This window comes from Candidatus Neomarinimicrobiota bacterium (genome assembly GCA_041862535.1).
GTDB lineage: Bacteria > Fidelibacterota > Marinisomatia > SCGC-AAA003-L08 > TS1B11.
The window spans coordinates 1-15956 of the sequence record JBGVTM010000142.1 but is presented as its reverse complement, the minus strand read 5'-3'; the positions used below and the strand labels follow the sequence as shown (position 1 = coordinate 15956).

At 53.9% G+C, this 15956-nt stretch carries 21 protein-coding genes; all 21 read right to left on the bottom strand.

Going from position 1 to position 15956, the window contains the following annotated elements; all coding sequences use genetic code 11:
• Positions 1-443: 443 nt before the first annotated feature.
• Entirely contained in the window at positions 444-569 is a 126-nt protein-coding gene (locus ACETWG_05440; GenBank protein MFB0516032.1) for a hypothetical protein, read from the bottom strand.
• A gap of 93 nt (positions 570-662) precedes the next feature.
• Positions 663-1958: an ammonia-forming cytochrome c nitrite reductase subunit c552 gene (locus ACETWG_05435; protein ID MFB0516031.1), complete on the bottom strand. Its 1296-nt coding sequence runs from the start codon at positions 1956-1958 to the stop codon at positions 663-665.
• A 15-nt stretch (positions 1959-1973) separates the two neighbouring features.
• Positions 1974-2390: a cytochrome c nitrite reductase small subunit gene (nrfH, locus tag ACETWG_05430; GenBank protein MFB0516030.1), complete on the bottom strand. Its 417-nt coding sequence runs from the start codon at positions 2388-2390 to the stop codon at positions 1974-1976.
• 354 nt (positions 2391-2744) lie between these two features.
• Positions 2745-2921, bottom strand: a complete 177-nt coding sequence (locus ACETWG_05425; protein MFB0516029.1) for a type II toxin-antitoxin system HicA family toxin — start codon at positions 2919-2921, stop codon at positions 2745-2747.
• Positions 2918-3124: a type II toxin-antitoxin system HicB family antitoxin gene (locus ACETWG_05420; protein ID MFB0516028.1), complete on the bottom strand. Its 207-nt coding sequence runs from the start codon at positions 3122-3124 to the stop codon at positions 2918-2920. The genes ACETWG_05425 and ACETWG_05420 overlap by 4 nt, the downstream gene beginning before the upstream one ends.
• Before the next feature lie 66 nt (positions 3125-3190).
• On the bottom strand, positions 3191-4498 hold the full coding sequence (gene icd / locus ACETWG_05415) for an NADP-dependent isocitrate dehydrogenase (GenBank protein MFB0516027.1): 1308 nt from the start codon (positions 4496-4498) through the stop codon (positions 3191-3193).
• Positions 4499-4537: 39 nt separating this feature from the next.
• Complete coding sequence (locus ACETWG_05410) at positions 4538-4870, bottom strand: FmdB family zinc ribbon protein (GenBank protein MFB0516026.1); 333 nt, start codon at positions 4868-4870, stop codon at positions 4538-4540.
• Between the two features lie 72 nt (positions 4871-4942).
• Complete coding sequence (gene coaD / locus ACETWG_05405) at positions 4943-5425, bottom strand: pantetheine-phosphate adenylyltransferase (GenBank protein MFB0516025.1); 483 nt, start codon at positions 5423-5425, stop codon at positions 4943-4945.
• On the bottom strand, positions 5422-5931 hold the full coding sequence (locus tag ACETWG_05400; protein MFB0516024.1) for an RsmD family RNA methyltransferase: 510 nt from the start codon (positions 5929-5931) through the stop codon (positions 5422-5424). The genes coaD and ACETWG_05400 overlap by 4 nt, the downstream gene beginning before the upstream one ends.
• Positions 5928-6821, bottom strand: coding sequence for a hypothetical protein (locus ACETWG_05395; GenBank protein ID MFB0516023.1), 894 nt, complete (start codon positions 6819-6821; stop codon positions 5928-5930). Before ACETWG_05395 ends, ACETWG_05400 begins: the two co-directional genes overlap by 4 nt.
• The gene (locus ACETWG_05390) at positions 6814-7719 is read right to left on the bottom strand and encodes a hypothetical protein (GenBank protein ID MFB0516022.1); all 906 of its coding nucleotides are present in this window, start codon (positions 7717-7719) and stop codon (positions 6814-6816) included. Before ACETWG_05390 ends, ACETWG_05395 begins: the two co-directional genes overlap by 8 nt.
• Before the next feature lie 34 nt (positions 7720-7753).
• Positions 7754-8488 (bottom strand): hypothetical protein, encoded by a 735-nt coding sequence (locus ACETWG_05385; protein ID MFB0516021.1) that lies wholly within the window; start codon positions 8486-8488, stop codon positions 7754-7756.
• A gap of 91 nt (positions 8489-8579) precedes the next feature.
• Positions 8580-9032, bottom strand: a complete 453-nt coding sequence (locus ACETWG_05380; GenBank protein MFB0516020.1) for a ComEA family DNA-binding protein — start codon at positions 9030-9032, stop codon at positions 8580-8582.
• Positions 9033-10148 (bottom strand): molecular chaperone DnaJ, encoded by a 1116-nt coding sequence (gene dnaJ / locus ACETWG_05375; GenBank protein ID MFB0516019.1) that lies wholly within the window; start codon positions 10146-10148, stop codon positions 9033-9035. It lies immediately after the preceding gene.
• 4 nt (positions 10149-10152) lie between these two features.
• Complete coding sequence (locus ACETWG_05370; GenBank protein ID MFB0516018.1) at positions 10153-10779, bottom strand: nucleotide exchange factor GrpE; 627 nt, start codon at positions 10777-10779, stop codon at positions 10153-10155.
• Positions 10780-10787: 8 nt separating this feature from the next.
• Positions 10788-11825: a heat-inducible transcriptional repressor HrcA gene (gene hrcA, locus ACETWG_05365; GenBank protein MFB0516017.1), complete on the bottom strand. Its 1038-nt coding sequence runs from the start codon at positions 11823-11825 to the stop codon at positions 10788-10790.
• Between the two features lie 63 nt (positions 11826-11888).
• Positions 11889-12734 (bottom strand): cell division protein FtsX, encoded by an 846-nt coding sequence (locus ACETWG_05360; GenBank protein ID MFB0516016.1) that lies wholly within the window; start codon positions 12732-12734, stop codon positions 11889-11891.
• A 41-nt stretch (positions 12735-12775) separates the two neighbouring features.
• Complete coding sequence (locus ACETWG_05355; GenBank protein MFB0516015.1) at positions 12776-13429, bottom strand: cell division ATP-binding protein FtsE; 654 nt, start codon at positions 13427-13429, stop codon at positions 12776-12778.
• 47 nt (positions 13430-13476) lie between these two features.
• The gene (locus ACETWG_05350) at positions 13477-14409 is read right to left on the bottom strand and encodes a calcium/sodium antiporter (protein MFB0516014.1); all 933 of its coding nucleotides are present in this window, start codon (positions 14407-14409) and stop codon (positions 13477-13479) included.
• Positions 14406-14975 carry a nicotinate (nicotinamide) nucleotide adenylyltransferase gene (gene nadD, locus ACETWG_05345; protein MFB0516013.1) on the bottom strand — a complete coding sequence of 190 codons (570 nt, stop codon included), beginning with the start codon at positions 14973-14975 and terminating at the stop codon, positions 14406-14408. Before nadD ends, ACETWG_05350 begins: the two co-directional genes overlap by 4 nt.
• Positions 14972-15760: an outer membrane protein assembly factor BamD gene (locus ACETWG_05340; GenBank protein ID MFB0516012.1), complete on the bottom strand. Its 789-nt coding sequence runs from the start codon at positions 15758-15760 to the stop codon at positions 14972-14974. The genes nadD and ACETWG_05340 overlap by 4 nt, the downstream gene beginning before the upstream one ends.
• Between the last annotated feature and the right edge of the window lie 196 nt (positions 15761-15956).

Sequence of the window (15956 nt, the reverse complement as noted above, 5' to 3'; positions counted from 1 at the left end):
ATGGCGGGACAGGCAGCATGATTATGATCCTTAACGGTTTACCATTAGTGAAAATCTTTTATAGGATAGTGATCTTGGAAGATTATATCGAAAAGCAACGGCTAATGTAAGGAAAACACTATAATATATTCAGACAAAGGAATAAGAAATCTCAGACCTAATCTTACAGTTATTTTCGCTAAAGTATAGTAGTAAAGGAGCGATTATATATAGATTCCTGCAAGTAGTTTAAGCAGTGGCTTCTTTTTTGGCTCAATACTTTTGCTGGGGCGGTTAGCAAACCATTGACGGCCGGAAGTTAGGGCGGAAAAAGGCGGCTGTAGTTCGCCTAGTGCGAGCGATGCGCAAGAATAAATAATGATTGTCTATTGAAGATTGAATATTGAAGAACTTTTACTCAGGACAAGCTTAAGTGTGAGAGTGGCCGATCGCTGTTTGCCGCTCTACATCCGCTCGATCATCGCGGTGGCGAACTCGCTGGTCTTGAGTTTGGTGGCGCCTTCCGTGCGGTAGAGTCGTACTTCGACAGGCTCAGCACGACTGTTTCTAATCCGTCGGCCTTCGACCATTCGATCCGCCAGCCGGCGGACTCATTGCAGGGTCAGCTCAGAATGACTTCTATGGTGTCTGGCGATTATGCCATAGCCGTTATCGCCGGACAATCACTTTGCAGCCATTAAAGCCGAAATTTCAGCCAGTCGGGCATAATCGATAGCCTCAGCCAGGATGCGTGCCGCTTCTTGCGGACTATGGAATCCGGTGCTGTTCTCAGAAGAAACAAAGTCCCATCGCACTTGTGCTCGGCGATGAAAATTCAGGGCATCCTTTAGAGCGGCATCTGAAACTCCTGAACGTTTCTTTTGAATAATGGCATCCATTGCGGAGAGGATTGCCGCTTCACTCTTGCGCAGCAAGTCAGCGGTCTTATGCTGGATGTTCAGAATCCTATCCTTCAATTCCTCTTCGGGCCAGTGATGGCATGTCTGGCAGGATTGGTTCAGGTTAGTCAGCGGGCTACGAATCCAGTGATCGGATATTTTAACGCCCCCTTTACGGATATAAGGCATATGGCAGTCAGCGCAGGAAACGCCCGATTGGGCGTGAATGCCTGTGCCCCAGAGCTCGAATTCGGGATGCTGAATCTTGATCATCGAAGCGCCGGTCTCCCGGTGGGTCCAATCGGAGAATGTATATGCATCGTAATGTTCCTCGATGGCATCGATGGTACGCCCCCGACTCCAGGGAAAGGTCAGCACCTTATTGTTTCCTCTAAAGTAATATTCCACGTGGCATTGGGCACAGACATACGTCCTCATCTCCTGGCGGGTCGCCCGGGATAAGTCTATTCCTGTTTGCTCCATAGCGCTTATAAAGGCCGGGCGTGTAATTCTCAGGTCCATTGTCTCTGGATGATGGCAGTCTGCACAGGAAGAACCGGTATTAAGGTCAGGTTTCAGGGTGTCGTAGGGTGTCCTGTTGAACACCTCCCAGCCCATTTTTTCGATTAATCGGGGCGCTTCGGCGGCGTGGCAGTTGACGCAGGCTCCGGGCTGGCTGACGACTTTTACACGTTGGGTGTTGGCTTGATCGATGGCCGCATAGTAATGACCGCGCTCCTCGTTGTGGTCGATGCTGAAGGAGTAACCGGCCCAGAGGCGCTTCATGGCCGGATACCGTTCCAGCTTACTGTAAGGCGTCGAGCCGCCGTATTCCGTCTCACCGTAATCAGTCTCCGTCCGGGTAAAGGCATCGTATTCATACGGAAAATTCCGGCCCCAAACTTCAGGATCGATTTCATCGGCACCGATTTCTACAATCATTAATGGATACTGGAGCGCTTCCATTTTGCGCTGACGAATGTTCAGCAACAGCAGGAGAACCGCTACAGTACCAATTGCAGCAGCAAAAAATGCAAGTACATGAATCAACCGGAAACGTGAAAACAGACTATCAGACATCACCCTTCCCTCTCTTTATTCGCGTTCTTGATGCCCCACATTCCCGTGACAGGCAGTGCAATCGGCCTTTTCGCCTTTAATGTTCATAAGCATACGGCTGATGACCTCTTCATGACATCGTATGCAATTATTTACGGTAATTTCGCGATTGAACTCCCTGATCTGGATCGGCTCGGGGAATCCCCCCGCAGTGAAAGCGGCGCTGTGGTTCCAGCCGTTAATCCCCTTGACGGCGTATTTTCCGACGAAGTTCTTTGGTGTGTGACAGTCGTTGCAGGTGGCCACCGCTTTGTGGCTGGAACGGTTCCAGGCGTCGAATTGCTCCCGCATAATATGGCAGTTCTGACAGGCCTGCGGGTCATCAAGGAAATAGGAAGCACCCCGGGCATAAAAAAAAGTAAAAGCCGAAAGGCCTGCGAATATGCCAAGCAATACCGGTAATACTCTCATGTCTGTAAAGTCAAAGGGGCTGCAGTCCTATCTTATGATAACCTACCGCCCCTTTGGCCAATTGGCAAGAAATACTGCTACTCACATCCTCCCCATCATCTCCTCGGCAAGCTCGCTGGTCTTGAGTTTGGTGGCGTCTTCCATCCATAAGAGTCGTGTTGAGCCTGTCGAAGTGCGACTCGGCCAACTCATCCGTCACCCTTCGACCATTCGCCTGTGCTCATGGCAAGCTCAGCTCAGGGCGACGGTCACGGTGATGGTCGGACTAATGGATTCTATGACCTCACATCCGCTCGATCATGGCTGTGGCGAACTCTCTGATCTTCATCTCCGTGACTACAGTCCGAGCTGCCTCCGGATGAGCTCGCAGAGGCTTTCCTTAATCTCCGGATGCCGTGGTACCGGTGCTTGCTTCCCATTTCGCGGGTTGACGTAGATATCATGCTTCTTTCCGTGCCGTTTCAAATAGCAACCATCATTGACCAGCTCTCTGATGAAGTTGCCTCTTTTCATTCAACATCAACGAGGATTTCTTTTGTGTTCACTCCAGCACGGGTAATTGGGGATTCCTCCTTCATCAACTGGTAGGCTTCCCGGATGTTCTCTTCCAATTCATCAAGGGTCTCACCCTGACTGAACACGCCGGGGACCTCCTTCAATTTCCCTACATACCAGCCCTCATCAATCCAGTACTCAAGCGTGAAATGTCGTTCCATTCAGTTAACTCCATGTTTTTCAGCTATAGGGCACAGCACGCTGTGCCCCTACCAACTCTTGCCCCCTTACATCCGCTCGATCATGGCTGTGGCGAACTCGCTGGTCTTGAGTTTGGTGGCGCCCTCCATGAGGCGGTGGAAGTCGTAGGTCACCAGCTTGTCGCCGATGGCCCCTTCCAGGCCCTTGATGATCAGGTCGGCGGCCTCGTTCCAGCCGATGTAGCGCAGCATGAGCTCGCCGGAGAGGATCAGGGAGCCGGGATTGACCATGTCCTTGCCGGCATACTTGGGTCCGGTGCCGTGGGTGGACTCGAAGATGGCCGCGCCGGTGTCGTAGTTGATGTTGGCGCCGGGGGCAATGCCGATGCCCCCCACCTGGGCCGCCAGGGCATCGGAGATGTAGTCGCCGTTCAGGTTCAGGGTGGCGATGACGTCGAATTCGTTGGCCCGGGTAAGGATCTGCTGGAGGAAGGCGTCGGCGATGGCGTCCTTGATGAGCAACTTCCCGGCGTCCAGGGCCTCCTGCTGGGCGTTGTTGGCGGCCAGCTCCCCCATGGTCTTCTTGATGCGGTCGTACGTGATCCAGGTGAAGACCTTATCGCCGAACTCTTCCTCGGCCACGTCGTAGCCCCAATTCTTGAAGGCGCCCTCGGTGTACTTCATGATGTTGCCCTTGTGCACCAGGGTGACGCTCTTGCGGCCGTGCTCCAGGGCATAACGGATCGCCGCCCGCACCAGCCGCTGGGTACCTTCCTGCGAAACGGGCTTGATGCCGATTCCGGTGGTATCGGGAAAGCGGATCTTTTGATAGCGCTCACCGAATGCATCCTTAAATAACTTCAAGAATTTCTTTAAGTCATCCGTGCCATATTGGAACTCAATTCCGGCGTAGATATCCTCGGTATTCTCCCGGAAGACAACCATATCCACCCGCTCCGGGTGCTTGACCGGCGATGGTACACCCTTGAAGTAGCGCACCGGCCGCAGGCAAACGAACAGGTCCAGTTTCTGGCGCATGGTAACGTTCAGGGAGCGGATGCCTCCGCCCACAGGAGTGGTGAGGGGCCCCTTGATGGCCAGGAGATGATCCCTGATTGCCTCCAGGGTCTCATCGGGAAGCCAGGTGTCGCGGCCGTAGACCTCGTTGGCCTTGTCTCCGCCGTAGATTTCCATCCACGCGATCCTGCGCTGGCCGCCATAGGCCTTCTCCACGGCGGCATCGAACACCCGCACCGCCGCCCGCCAGATATCGGGACCGGTCCCGTCACCCTCAATGAAGGGTATGATGGGTACATCCGGCACCTGCAGGCCCGCAGCCGTCTTGGTGATTTTCTCCCCCTCCGGAGGCGGTACAATATGTTGATAGGAACCCATGTTTCTTTCCTTCCGTGATAACGATACGTTAGCGGCCCATCATGCGTCACTTTTATGAGCGCTAGATGGGCTCTCAGTATTTCCGGGGGTATCCTGTGGACTTTCCCCCGATGGTGCTGCTTTCTCTTGCCCGTTGCCGTCGGCAGTGGATTCGCCTGGCGGGGTCCGGTCAGAAGTGACCTCCTTGGGACGGGCGTAGTCGGTGAGATAAAAGCCGGAACCTTTGAATATCAACCCTATCCCAGCCCCGATTAAGCGCCGGACACGCTTCTGACCGCAGCTGGGGCATTGCCTGACCGGCTCATCGGTTATGGCCTGGAACCGATCAAACTGGTGGCCGCAGGCATCACATACGTAACTATACGTCGGCATCGTTTCTTTCCCTTAGCATGGTCGTTATGATTTTATTATCCTATTCTCTATTTAAATCCTGCAACGGACAGATTAATCCCTTCGATACTTGCGGGTGAGGGCCTTCTGGACTACCGGCGGGACAAAGTCGGCGATATCCCCATTCAGGCTGGCGATTTCCCGAATGATAGACGAGTTTAGGTGGGTATAGCGGTAATGGGGCATAAGGAAGACAGTGGCCACATCCTGATCCATATGACGGTTCATAAGGGCCATCTGGAATTCGATCTCGAAGTCCGAAATCGCTCTCAAACCGCGGATAATGGCACAAGCGCCCTTGGCCTTGGCATAGTCCACCGCCAGGCCCGAGAAATGATCCACCTCCACAGGACCCAGGTCTTTCACGGTTTCCCGAATCAGCTCCAGCCGCTCTTCAACATTGAACAGTGGTACCTTATCCGGATTATCGGCGACGGCGACGATGACCTTATCAAAGAGGTTGAGTGCCCGAACAATGACGTCCAGGTGACCGTTGGTGATGGGATCGAAAGTGCCGGGATAAACAACTGTTCTCATGTTGGTTTCCGCCATATTCCTACTTTGGTTCGGCCGAATGTTCGTACATTGACATTCTCAGGCAAGGGTGCCTTCCGAGGCAGCTCCATAACAAACACTCCGCCGGGAGCAAGGATCTCCGCAACCCGCGGCTGCAGCTCGCCCCACCCGATACTGTAATAAGGTGGATCGGCCAGTACCACATCGAACTGCCGCGGTGCCGACGCCAGAAACGAGGCCACATCTGTCCGGCTAACCGTACATCTATCTTGCGCCCCGATCTTAGCCAGGTTCCTTTCCAGTGCGGCCAGCACATCAGGATCATTTTCCACAAAGGTGACGTGGGCAGACCCCCGACTGAGGGCCTCAATGCCCAAGGTGCCGATGCCAGCATAGAAATCGCAAACGAGCTTATCAGTCCAGGGCTCCAATCGTTGAAAGATCGATTTCCGAACCACGGCTTTCGTTGGGCGAATGGCCTTGTCCGGGCTTTTACGAAGGTATCCTTTCGGGACCTGCAGCTTCAAGCCCCGGTATCGGCCGGCGATGATGACCGTTGTAATAGTATCGGCTCCTCGATCAAGTTAAAGATTACCCGCAATAAATAGGAGTCCCCGGCGAGCTGCTCTGGCTTCAAAACACTGAGACGATGATAGTGCACCCCACTGGAATCAATGAGAGCCGTAGTGAGGTGGGCCCGTATTTCGTCGAGAGTACCCTGGATCACATACTCGCCGGCCGTCATTATTCCGGGGACCATCTCCAGTACAACACCGCCGGTGTTGCTGACTTTTTTCTGAAGCCGGCGGAAAAAGCGATCATAATCCGATCGTGAAGGGCGCAAGGCTCCCACCTGATCCCTCGCATCAAAGGCAATTGTACCCAGCCAGTAATCCGGCGGGGCGGGAGCTGAAGGCGTAATGAGATCGGAATATTGGCGACCCTCAATGCGTGTATTGAGCTGGAGCAGAGACTTAGCCAGATCTTCGCCCGAGACCCAATAAATCAGCACACCCACACCCGCATCTATAAAATCCAAACTGGCCTGCACGGGCAGTTCCTCCAGAACCTGGGCCACTGCCGTGACACAGGTTCCCGGGCGGAGCCCCACACCTTCCGGTACACCTACCGCTGGGGCAGGCTCGCGGAAAGGAAAGAGCTCGCGCCATTGTCTCCAACTCCATCCCTGATACCACCAATATACCGCTACCACCAGGATCACCAGGAGCACTACGATCCAGGGCAGGAATCTGGACTTCGCCCTGGGTTTGGGCGTCACCACCGCAAGGGCTTCGGCTGGAAGCCGTCCTTGCAGCCGGCTTATTATCGCCGCTTCGCGATCCTCCAGCACTTCTTCTTCGGGCCAAACAATGGCCTCTTGAAGCCCGGGTTTTAAAAGCAGGTTGATGTCAAACATGTTTGACCGCCCATACGGCATCAGCCAACTCGGAAAAGGCCGATTGGGTAAAGCGATTGTCCGCCTCCGGTACCTCCGGCCAGTTCCAGCGCCAGAATGGATTCAGCAGCGCAAGAGTGGTCTGCTCGCTTCGCATGACCCGCTCCAGGAAGTCGGTGCCACCGGAGCCCAGATAGACAAAGACGCTCTCGACTTCCGGGAAAATGGCATCCCGGCCCTCCTGTAGTTCTTCCACAAAGGCGGCAATCGGTTCCTGCAGGCGGCTGTGCCCCACCGTCTTGAGGAGCGATACCCTCGAGGTATTTCGTTCCAGGAAATGGAGGGCCCTAAACTCGCCATCCTGGATTTCCAGAAATTGGTCCAGACTGTGTTCCGAGGTCCGCCAGAAAAGGCGCCGACCGCGCTCCAAAGCTGGCACCACTCGCTTGGCGTAGTTGTAGGCCGAGAATACTCCGATCGATAATAAATGATCAGCGGTACTTTTAGTAGGTAGCGCCGTTTGGACCGCCCGGCGAAGAACCAGCGGACAATCCACGTTCAGATATAACCCCAAGTCGCTTACGAGAGGATATTGAAAACTCGCGTAGAGGGGCTCAGTACCAAAACGGTTACGTAGGATATATTCCAGCTGCTCGCTGGCATCCCAGGCTGGATCTACCTCTAACAGGGAAAAATGGCAGAAGGCAGCGTCCAGGGTGAGGTAGACCGGCGCTGTCGCGTCTTCACTAGCCTCAGCGAGGATCTGCTGGATCATGTCCCGAATGTGTGCCACGTCGAGGAACGGATCGAGCTCTCGCTCCCACGGTATCACCTGACAAGCAACCAGCCGTACCTCTTCGCCACTTCTGTCCCAGACAAAATAGCGGACTTCAAAGCCTGAGATAGCGATTGCTAACATGGGTCTGGGGCATCCATCAGCGGACCCTTAGCAGTTATTGGTTCCCCCAGCTCCGGTCTCCGGCGACAATCTCTCCGTGATCTTTGGCCCTGAATTTGAAGACCAGGTAGCGCGACTCCACATACTCCCCATCGATCGGACTGGCGATCTTCAATTCGTTGTCGGTACTGTCAATGCTGATGATAAATTCCTTTCCTGTGACCGGACAATTGAGCAGATCCAGGTCCAATCGAAAGCGGTTCCACTCATAGTCAGTATAGACCTCGCTGTGGCTGCCGTAGCTGGTATCCAGGACGGCGACGAATGCGGTATCCAATCTGACCTGGGCTAGTGCTTTGGAACCGTTGATAAAAAGTGTATCATAGTCAGCCCGTTCATCATTCCAGAGGGTTACGGTAAAGGTTGTATCCAAAACATCCCGCCGCAAGGCTCGACCAACAGTGAATGTAGTGTCCATCTGGAAGCCCAGGAATTCGGGAATGAGAACTCGATAGAGTGAACCATCGACATAGACTATCTGTTCGTTGATAAAGGTGGAATCAGCAATGAGTGAATCATGTACCTGACTGACGAGTTTGAACAGGAGAGTGCCATCGGTGGTATAGTTCATCCGGACGGTATTAAAGAAGTCCTCAGCATCTTGGATAATCTGCATCCGGCGGCGGCTCTCAGTCTGATAGGCCTCCTCCTCTGCCCAAATTCTCTTCGGGACATAGATAACCAACACCAGTATGGCAATCGCAAAAACAATGAACCAATCCAGTAGCATAGTAGCCGTTGTCCGAGGCAGTGATTGCCACCATGAAATTATTTTCTGTCCAACGAATGTCCTACGCTGGCCGGGTTCGGATGACGTCTGATTATTCAACGGGCATGCCTTTCTTAATCATTGTATCTGGTTGTATAGTGATAAATCCTTCCCACCGCATCAGCAGTTTGGGACCGATCCCCTTGACTTCTATCAGGTCCTGGACGGTCCTAAAATATCCGTTTCTGGCTCGATAATCGACGATTTTTTGGGCTAACACCGGCCCGATACCGGGCAGTATCTGCAGCTCTTCCCAGCTGGCTCGGTTCACATCAATAGGGCTCTCGAGACCAAGAGCCCACAAGGCAGCAGCTGCCGAATCGGCTGTGGCTACGTAGCGAAGGCTACCCTCCCGGAACGCTTCCAGCGACCTTTCACGAGCTGCCTGCTCGGCGGTTGTCGGCCTTTCGAAGTGACGGCGAACCTGCTGCACAACGAGCCCGATGAACAGCAGCGCGGACAGGAACAAAAGAACACGTTTCTCACCCGCAGTGAAGACCTTCACTTAGCCGCCAAACTTTCCGTAGCGCTCCGGGTCTGCAATGGGTGACTCGATCTCCCGGAGCTCTTCATAAAAGCTGCGCTGACGATCGTTTAAATTGGAGGGTGCCACTACTTGAATCCGCACCAGCTGGTCGCCCCGAATTCGGCCTCGCAATTCCGGGAAACCCTTACCTCGCATCCGAAGGATATGACCCGCCTGAATCCCGGGTGGAATTTTGAGGTTCGCAGTCCCATCCAGAGTCGGCACTTCGATAGTGGTCCCTAGAGCCGCCTCGGTAAAAGTAACGTTTACGGTCAGAAGAACATCACGACCATGGCGGGTGAATATAGGATGTTCCTTCTCATCGAATATAACAATCAGATCCCCGGCCCGGGTTCCTCGTCGGCCCCGATTGCCCTGATCATGCATAGTCATGTAGTTACCGGCGGCAACTCCCACCGGAACCTCAATCTTGACTTCCTTGCTGACCTTTGTGCGTCCCTCGCCATGGCAGGTCCGGCAGGGTCGCTCCACCACTCTACCGGTCCCACCGCAGTTCCGGCATTCGTGCACATGTACGATCTGCCCGAGTATGGAGCGTTGTACCTGCCGTATTTCACCCGAACCACCACACTGGGGACAGGTAACCTGACCGCCCCCGCTGGCGGCACCAGAACCAGCGCACGCATCGCAGATCTCAAAGCGCTTGACCCGGATCGTCTTCTCCACCCCGGCAGCGATTTCCTCATAGCTGAGCGGGAGGGTTACCCGAAGGTCAGTGCCCTTCTCTGTCCGGCGCCTGGTGCGGGTTGTCGTGCCGAAAAAGTCATCGAAACCGCCAAAGCCGCCAAAACCGGACATGAAAGTGCGGAGGGCATCGGATAGGTCAAATTCAAACCCGCCGGCACCGGTAGCACCATCTATCCCAACAGCTCCGAAGCGATCATACTGGGCCCGCTTTTGAGGATTGTGCAACACCTCGTAGGCTTCAGCAGCCTCCTTGAATTTCTGCTCGGCGCTCTTATCCCCGGGGTTCTTGTCAGGGTGGTATTTCAGGGCCATCCGGCGGTAAGCCTTCTTGATCTCGTCGTCGTTGGCGTGCCGGTCAACGCCCAGTATGTCATAATAATCCGGCATCGCGTCAGCCGCTCACCACCACTTTGGCATGCCTGAGAACCTTATCCCGATACTTGTAACCGGGTTCATACTCTTCTAATACGGTCCCGGGCGGGTGCTCATTGGAAGAACGGGTCATCAGGGCCTCATGCAGCTCCGGGTCGAAGGCTTCCCCGACTGAGTTGAAGATCTGAACCCCTTCTGCTTCCAAAAATTTGGCAAATTTTTCAATGATAAGCTCGATCCCTTGAAGAACAGGGTCATCTTTCTGGGACTCATCCTGGCGGGCGTGATCGACAGTTCTCCTCAGGTCATCCAGAATGGGCAAGATCGAACGAAAGACATAGCTGCCCGCGTAGGTGATGAGTTCATCTTTTTCTTTATTCGACCGTTTGATATGATTGTCATATTCAGCCCGCAGGCGGATATATCTATCTTCCAGTTCTTTGAAACGGGCTTCCAGCTCATGGATCTTTTCCGTATCGGTCGGGCGCTGGACTGGCTGCTCTTTTGTTATGGCCTGGACCGGCTCCTTTGGAGCCCCACCGCCAATGCTGGTGGTTCCTTTATCAGTCCGGCCAGCGCCCTTTGTCTTCGACTTGGGCTCGTCGTCAGTGGCAGGTTGCTGCTGTTTCGTATTTCTTACCGGCATGTAATCCCCTAGGCTCGATCTTCTATTAGCTTCGATACGGTGTGACTCATGAATTCCAGGACGGCAAAGACCAATGGGTAGTTGACCCGCTTAGGTGCCAGCACCGCCAGGGTGCCCAATGAATTACCAAGGTGAAAGCTCTGGCTAATGGTGGCAAAGGTTTCTAGCTCTTCATCTTCGTGTTCATGACCGATGGTTACATGGATGTAACCCTCCGGCCTGTCGCCCAGTAACAATTCCCGCAGCCGCTCCTCGTTTTCCAACAAGCTCACTAGAGTCACCACATTACTCTGATCAACAAACTCAGGCCCCGTCAGGACCTGTCGCAGGCCGTAGATGTACATTTCACTCTGCTCCCGGTCATCGAACAGTGTGCTGGAATGATCCACAATCAATGTGGTGAAACCCAGATCGTCAGCCAGTGTACCTTCCAGCCTCGGCCCAATGGTGGCCTGGATCTCCCCAAGGATTAATCCACCCAGGCGCTCATTCAGGATTTCTTCCAGGATAGCGATCTGATATTCTTCTACGGTTCGCTTACCCTCCGCTACCACGGTACGCACACTTCCACCGTCCAGTTCCAGGACAATCAGCATGCGCCGGTAGCTGACGGGAATTAGCCTGAGTAAGCGCAACCGCGCCCGAGGGTTGAAAGGCGTGATAGTAATCCCGACTGCGCCGGAAAGCTGCGAAATAATGTGAGCGACGATCCGCAACAGCTTGTCAACATCCCCTGAGATTTGGTCCAGGCTACGGCGGACCTGGTCCACTATCTTGGCATTCAACTCTTCCACCACCATGAGCTGGTTGACGTAGGTCCGGTAGCCTTTGTCAGTCGGGATCTTCCCGGCCGAAGTATGGGGATGGATCAGGTAGCCGGCCCGTTCGAGGGCTGCCATGGTATTGCGGATGGTGGCCGCACTAATGGGGAATTTGTAAACATTCCTGACCCGATTGGAGGCTACCGGTTGAGCCGTCTGGATATAGTCTTTTACCGTAACGGCCAAGATGCTGCGTTCCCGCTCTGATAGCTGCTCCTTAATCATTTTCATCATAAAAATTTAGTTTTTTAGTCCTTTGAAATCAAGAAGGCCCCCGTCGGGGAACCCTTACTTGGCCCCAAGAGCTCTGGGGCTGAGAAACTTGCGCATACTCCGGGAACTGCCAAGGGTCCCCAGCGCAATTCCCAGGATGACAATACCAATGGCCAAATATGGCGGCCGGATAACCCGATAAAGCACAAATTGTTCCAGGATATAATTCAACACATCAAGCAGACCTACGACCACCGCTATCGCTACCACGGAGCCCAACAAGCCCTGTAACGCACCCTCTATCAGAAAGGGGAAGCGGATGAATTTGCGGGTGGCACCCAAAAGGTAGAGTACGTCAATGGTGTCTCGCTTGGCATAGATGGACAGTTTTATGGTGTTGGATACCAAAAAAATAGCCCCCAGCAGGGTCATAATCCCAACCACCAGCCCGCCATAAGCGGCAAACTGAATATAGCGCTCCAGGAGCCGTACCAGCTCTCCCCGATAAGCCACATCATTCACACCCGGCAGCGCGGCGATGGTGTCAGCAATGTGATTGATACGCCGGGCAGTACGATGGCCACGGGCTACCATGACGATAGCCCCCGCCGGGAGCGGGTTAGTTCCCAGAACTTCCATTACGTCTTCCCCGAACTCCCGCTTGAAAATGGCCGCCGCCCGCTCCTTGTTGATGAACTCGGTACTGGCAATCCCTTCAATAAATTTCAACTGCTGATAGACCTCAAAAGCTTCCCGGTTATTGTAGAGCGGATCGAAAAACACCTCGATTCGGTACTGGCTTTGCAGGCGGCGGGTGGCTCGATCAAAGTTGCTCAGTATCAGATAGGCCCCCCCGAAAATTACCAGGGTAAGAGCAATGGTGAGCGTGGAACCCAACATGGGCAGTCTGGCCCGCCACAAAGACCGAATTCCTTCCCCTACCAGATATAGATACTTACTGATCAATCCAGCAACTGCCCCTCGTCGATCTCGATGAGCCGACCAGGTCTCTTTGAGGTTAGAGTGTAATCATGGGTAGCTATTACCACCGTACTCCGGTTCTCCTCGGCCAGAAAGGTAAGTAGGTCAACAATTTCCATGGAAGTGGCGGCATCCAGGTTCCCGGTGGGCTCATCTGCCAGAATAATAACCGGATTCTTGGCCACCGCCCGTGCTATAGCTACTCGTTGCTGTTCGCCCCCGCTGAGCTCTCGGGGATAATGGTGGGTCCTTTGAGAAAGCCCCACGTCGTCCAGGGCGCTGTAGACCCTTTCCCTTATCTCCCGCCTTGGAAAGCCGATAATATGCAGCGGCAGGGCAACGTTTTCATAGGCGTTTCGGTCAGGCAGGAGGCGGAAATCCTGGAATACTAAGCCCAATGTCCGCCGGAGCAACGGCACATACCGGCTGCGTGTACGATGGGTTATAAAACCATTGACTTCCACCTCCCCCGATTGCGGGATCAGGTCCATGTACATCAGCTTGAGGATGGTGGTCTTCCCGGCTCCCGAAGGCCCAATGAGGAAAATCAGTTCCCCGGTATCCACCTGGAAGTCGATGTCGAAAACCCCCGCCCCCCGCTGGTAGATGAGGGTGACGTCACGGAATTCAATCATGCTATTAAATTTATGGGCGTCTCCTCTGTCCCACAACCATGCTCAACTCAGAAACCGCCCGATCGATACATATATGCAATAAAAGCGGCATATACACACAACAAGAGCAGGCCCATACCACGTCTGATCCCCTGCTGGTACTTGAGCATCGGCAGTAGAACCACTGTCAGACCCAGCATAATGGGCATTTGTATCAATTTAGCCTGATCGGGCACCTCAACAGGCCTGATAAGTGGGATAATCCCCAGGACTGCGATCATGTTGAATACGTTTGAACCCAGGATATTACCCAGGACGATCTCCGATTGTCTACGGACAGCCGCCACTATGGAAGTGGCTAACTCCGGAAGGGAGGTCCCAACGGCCACAATGGTTGCTCCGATAACCAGCTCGGATACACCAAACAGGCGGGCTATGAACACCGCGGAACTCGTGAACAGGTGGGTACCTACCGCCAGAATGAGAAGCCCCATCAGTACAGCCAGAATGAACTGCCATAAGCGACCCCCGGGATCTATTTGCACCTCCGTTGTGATGGCGGGGCTCCTGGCCAGACGTAGAACATAAAGGATAATCCCCGTCGTCATTATGCCCCCATCAATGCGACTGATCTCGCCGTCGAAACTGAAACCGAGAAACACCATAGTGATCCCGATTACGATAAGCACATCATCCCGTACTATGGAGTAGCTGCATGCTATCGGAAAAATGACGGCGCTGGATGCCAGAATAAGGGCCACGTTGGCAATGTTCGAGCCAACCACGTTGCCTACGGCTATGTCCTGTACGCCCTCTAGCACTGCATAAAGGCTTACGGCAAACTCAGGCAGACTGGTTCCGAAAGCCACCACGCTCAAGCCAATCACCATCGGGGCTACCCGAAAGTGCGTGGCTAGACGGCTTCCACCCCACACCAGGCCTTCTGCGCCCAGATACAGCATTCCAATTCCGGTCAGGAGTAACAGGGCGGTAACAATCATCGGTAAAGCCGATGCTCCTCAATATACGCCTGAACAGCGGGTGGGAGCAGCTTGCTGGTCGATCCGCCTGCCTTGATCCGTTCTCGAACGAGCGATGAGGACAACGGCACATCGTATAGTACGTGCAGCAGCTGGTCAGCGATGGGAGATATGGGCGGCGGCCCTTCCCTGGCAAAACACACGATGTGCACCATCCCGACCAACCGCTCCCATTGCTGCCACTGATTGAACTGCGCCGCTTGGTCACCACCAATGATGAGGTAGCAATCCGCTTGCGGGTGGCGACGTTTCAGGAACTCTACCGTCTCTATGGTAGCCACCGGCCGTTTTTGATCCACTTCATAGGTGAGTACATGCCAGTTTGGCCTCATCTTTGCCAATAGCCTCACCATGGCCACACGCTGCCGGGCGGGCGCTTCAGGGGGCTGCGTTTTAAGAAGAGCCTGGTAGGATGGTACAAAGTAGAGTATATCTAAAGGAATCCTTTCAGTAGCCAGGGTGGCGATCTCTACGTGCCCGTTATGGGGTGGATCGAAGCTGCCACCAAAGATTCCGAGTCTGGTCATTGGTAGAGGCGGATATAGAAATCGAGATCGAACTTGCCCTGTTGGGCCATATCAACGTAGCGTTCAGCCTCTGCTCTTAGTTCCGGATCTGTAAACTTGGCGTCATTCTCATTTAAGTAAACCCGCGCCGCTTCAAGATCTTCTTCAAGGATATAGGAGACCACGATACCTACCCGGGCTTCATCAGCATAAGGGGTGTCGTAATACTGGGACAATACCATGTCAAAATAGATCCGGGCCGGTGGTGACCGGCGCCACTTCAGATAGAGACGCCCTGATTCATAATACTTGCGCGCAATTTTGTACCGCAGCTCAGTGATAAGGGTCTCGGCCTCTTCCCGGTAAGCGCTTTCAGGGAAGTCATCGATGAAAGCCTGCAGTTCGTCTATAGCCTCCAGGGTGGTTTTCTGATCGAAGTAGAATGAGGGCGATTGAGCAACCAGGCACTGGACTATGCGATAGCGGGCCTCCACCAGGTGCTCGGTAGTGGCCCAGCGCCTCAGGAGCCGTTCGAACTCAACCTGGGCTTCCACATACTGTTTTTGCTGGTAAAGACATTCGGCGTAATAGTATTGTGCCTGGGCCGCCAAGTTGCCAGCCGGATTGTTGATAACCACCAAGTTGAACTCATCGGCAGCTCGGGCCCATTTCTCCTTCTCGAATAAAGCTTTACCCCGGGCAAAGCGTTCCTCAATGCTACTGCGTGCTGAACTTTGCCTGCCAGCGCAGCCCGTGATGCTTAGACTAAGGATGCCCAAGAACAGGAATATCAAAACGCGTTTCATGAGTCCAGGTGGAATTGATCCGGGCAGCGTCTACCAGCCAATACTGATTTGTACACCTCCCACGCCATAGGAATGGGCCGGATTGAACCACAAGCGACCGCTGAGGCGAGTAGCATGCTTGCGATTCCACTTCGAGGTGGAGAAAATAGCATCGACGGCACTGATCACATGGTTAAACATGAGGACGGAAATGGCG

What these genes read in the sequence shown, in the direction of transcription:
- ACETWG_05440 (MFB0516032.1), bottom strand. Translation starts at nt 569, where the DNA reads ATGGTCGAAGGCCGACGGATTAGAAACAGTCGTGCTGAGCCTGTCGAA.
- ACETWG_05435 (MFB0516031.1), bottom strand. Translation starts at nt 1,958, where the DNA reads ATGTCTGATAGTCTGTTTTCACGTTTCCGGTTGATTCATGTACTTGCA.
- ACETWG_05425 (MFB0516029.1), bottom strand. Translation starts at nt 2,921, where the DNA reads ATGAAAAGAGGCAACTTCATCAGAGAGCTGGTCAATGATGGTTGCTAT.
- ACETWG_05420 (MFB0516028.1), bottom strand. Translation starts at nt 3,124, where the DNA reads ATGGAACGACATTTCACGCTTGAGTACTGGATTGATGAGGGCTGGTAT.
- icd (MFB0516027.1), bottom strand. Translation starts at nt 4,498, where the DNA reads ATGGGTTCCTATCAACATATTGTACCGCCTCCGGAGGGGGAGAAAATC.
- ACETWG_05410 (MFB0516026.1), bottom strand. Translation starts at nt 4,870, where the DNA reads ATGCCGACGTATAGTTACGTATGTGATGCCTGCGGCCACCAGTTTGAT.
- coaD (MFB0516025.1), bottom strand. Translation starts at nt 5,425, where the DNA reads ATGAGAACAGTTGTTTATCCCGGCACTTTCGATCCCATCACCAACGGT.
- ACETWG_05395 (MFB0516023.1), bottom strand. Translation starts at nt 6,821, where the DNA reads ATGTTTGACATCAACCTGCTTTTAAAACCCGGGCTTCAAGAGGCCATT.
- ACETWG_05390 (MFB0516022.1), bottom strand. Translation starts at nt 7,719, where the DNA reads ATGTTAGCAATCGCTATCTCAGGCTTTGAAGTCCGCTATTTTGTCTGG.
- ACETWG_05385 (MFB0516021.1), bottom strand. Translation starts at nt 8,488, where the DNA reads ATGCTACTGGATTGGTTCATTGTTTTTGCGATTGCCATACTGGTGTTG.
- dnaJ (MFB0516019.1), bottom strand. Translation starts at nt 10,148, where the DNA reads ATGCCGGATTATTATGACATACTGGGCGTTGACCGGCACGCCAACGAC.
- ACETWG_05370 (MFB0516018.1), bottom strand. Translation starts at nt 10,779, where the DNA reads ATGCCGGTAAGAAATACGAAACAGCAGCAACCTGCCACTGACGACGAG.
- hrcA (MFB0516017.1), bottom strand. Translation starts at nt 11,825, where the DNA reads ATGATTAAGGAGCAGCTATCAGAGCGGGAACGCAGCATCTTGGCCGTT.
- ACETWG_05355 (MFB0516015.1), bottom strand. Translation starts at nt 13,429, where the DNA reads ATGATTGAATTCCGTGACGTCACCCTCATCTACCAGCGGGGGGCGGGG.
- ACETWG_05350 (MFB0516014.1), bottom strand. Translation starts at nt 14,409, where the DNA reads ATGATTGTTACCGCCCTGTTACTCCTGACCGGAATTGGAATGCTGTAT.
- nadD (MFB0516013.1), bottom strand. Translation starts at nt 14,975, where the DNA reads ATGACCAGACTCGGAATCTTTGGTGGCAGCTTCGATCCACCCCATAAC.
- ACETWG_05340 (MFB0516012.1), bottom strand. Translation starts at nt 15,760, where the DNA reads ATGAAACGCGTTTTGATATTCCTGTTCTTGGGCATCCTTAGTCTAAGC.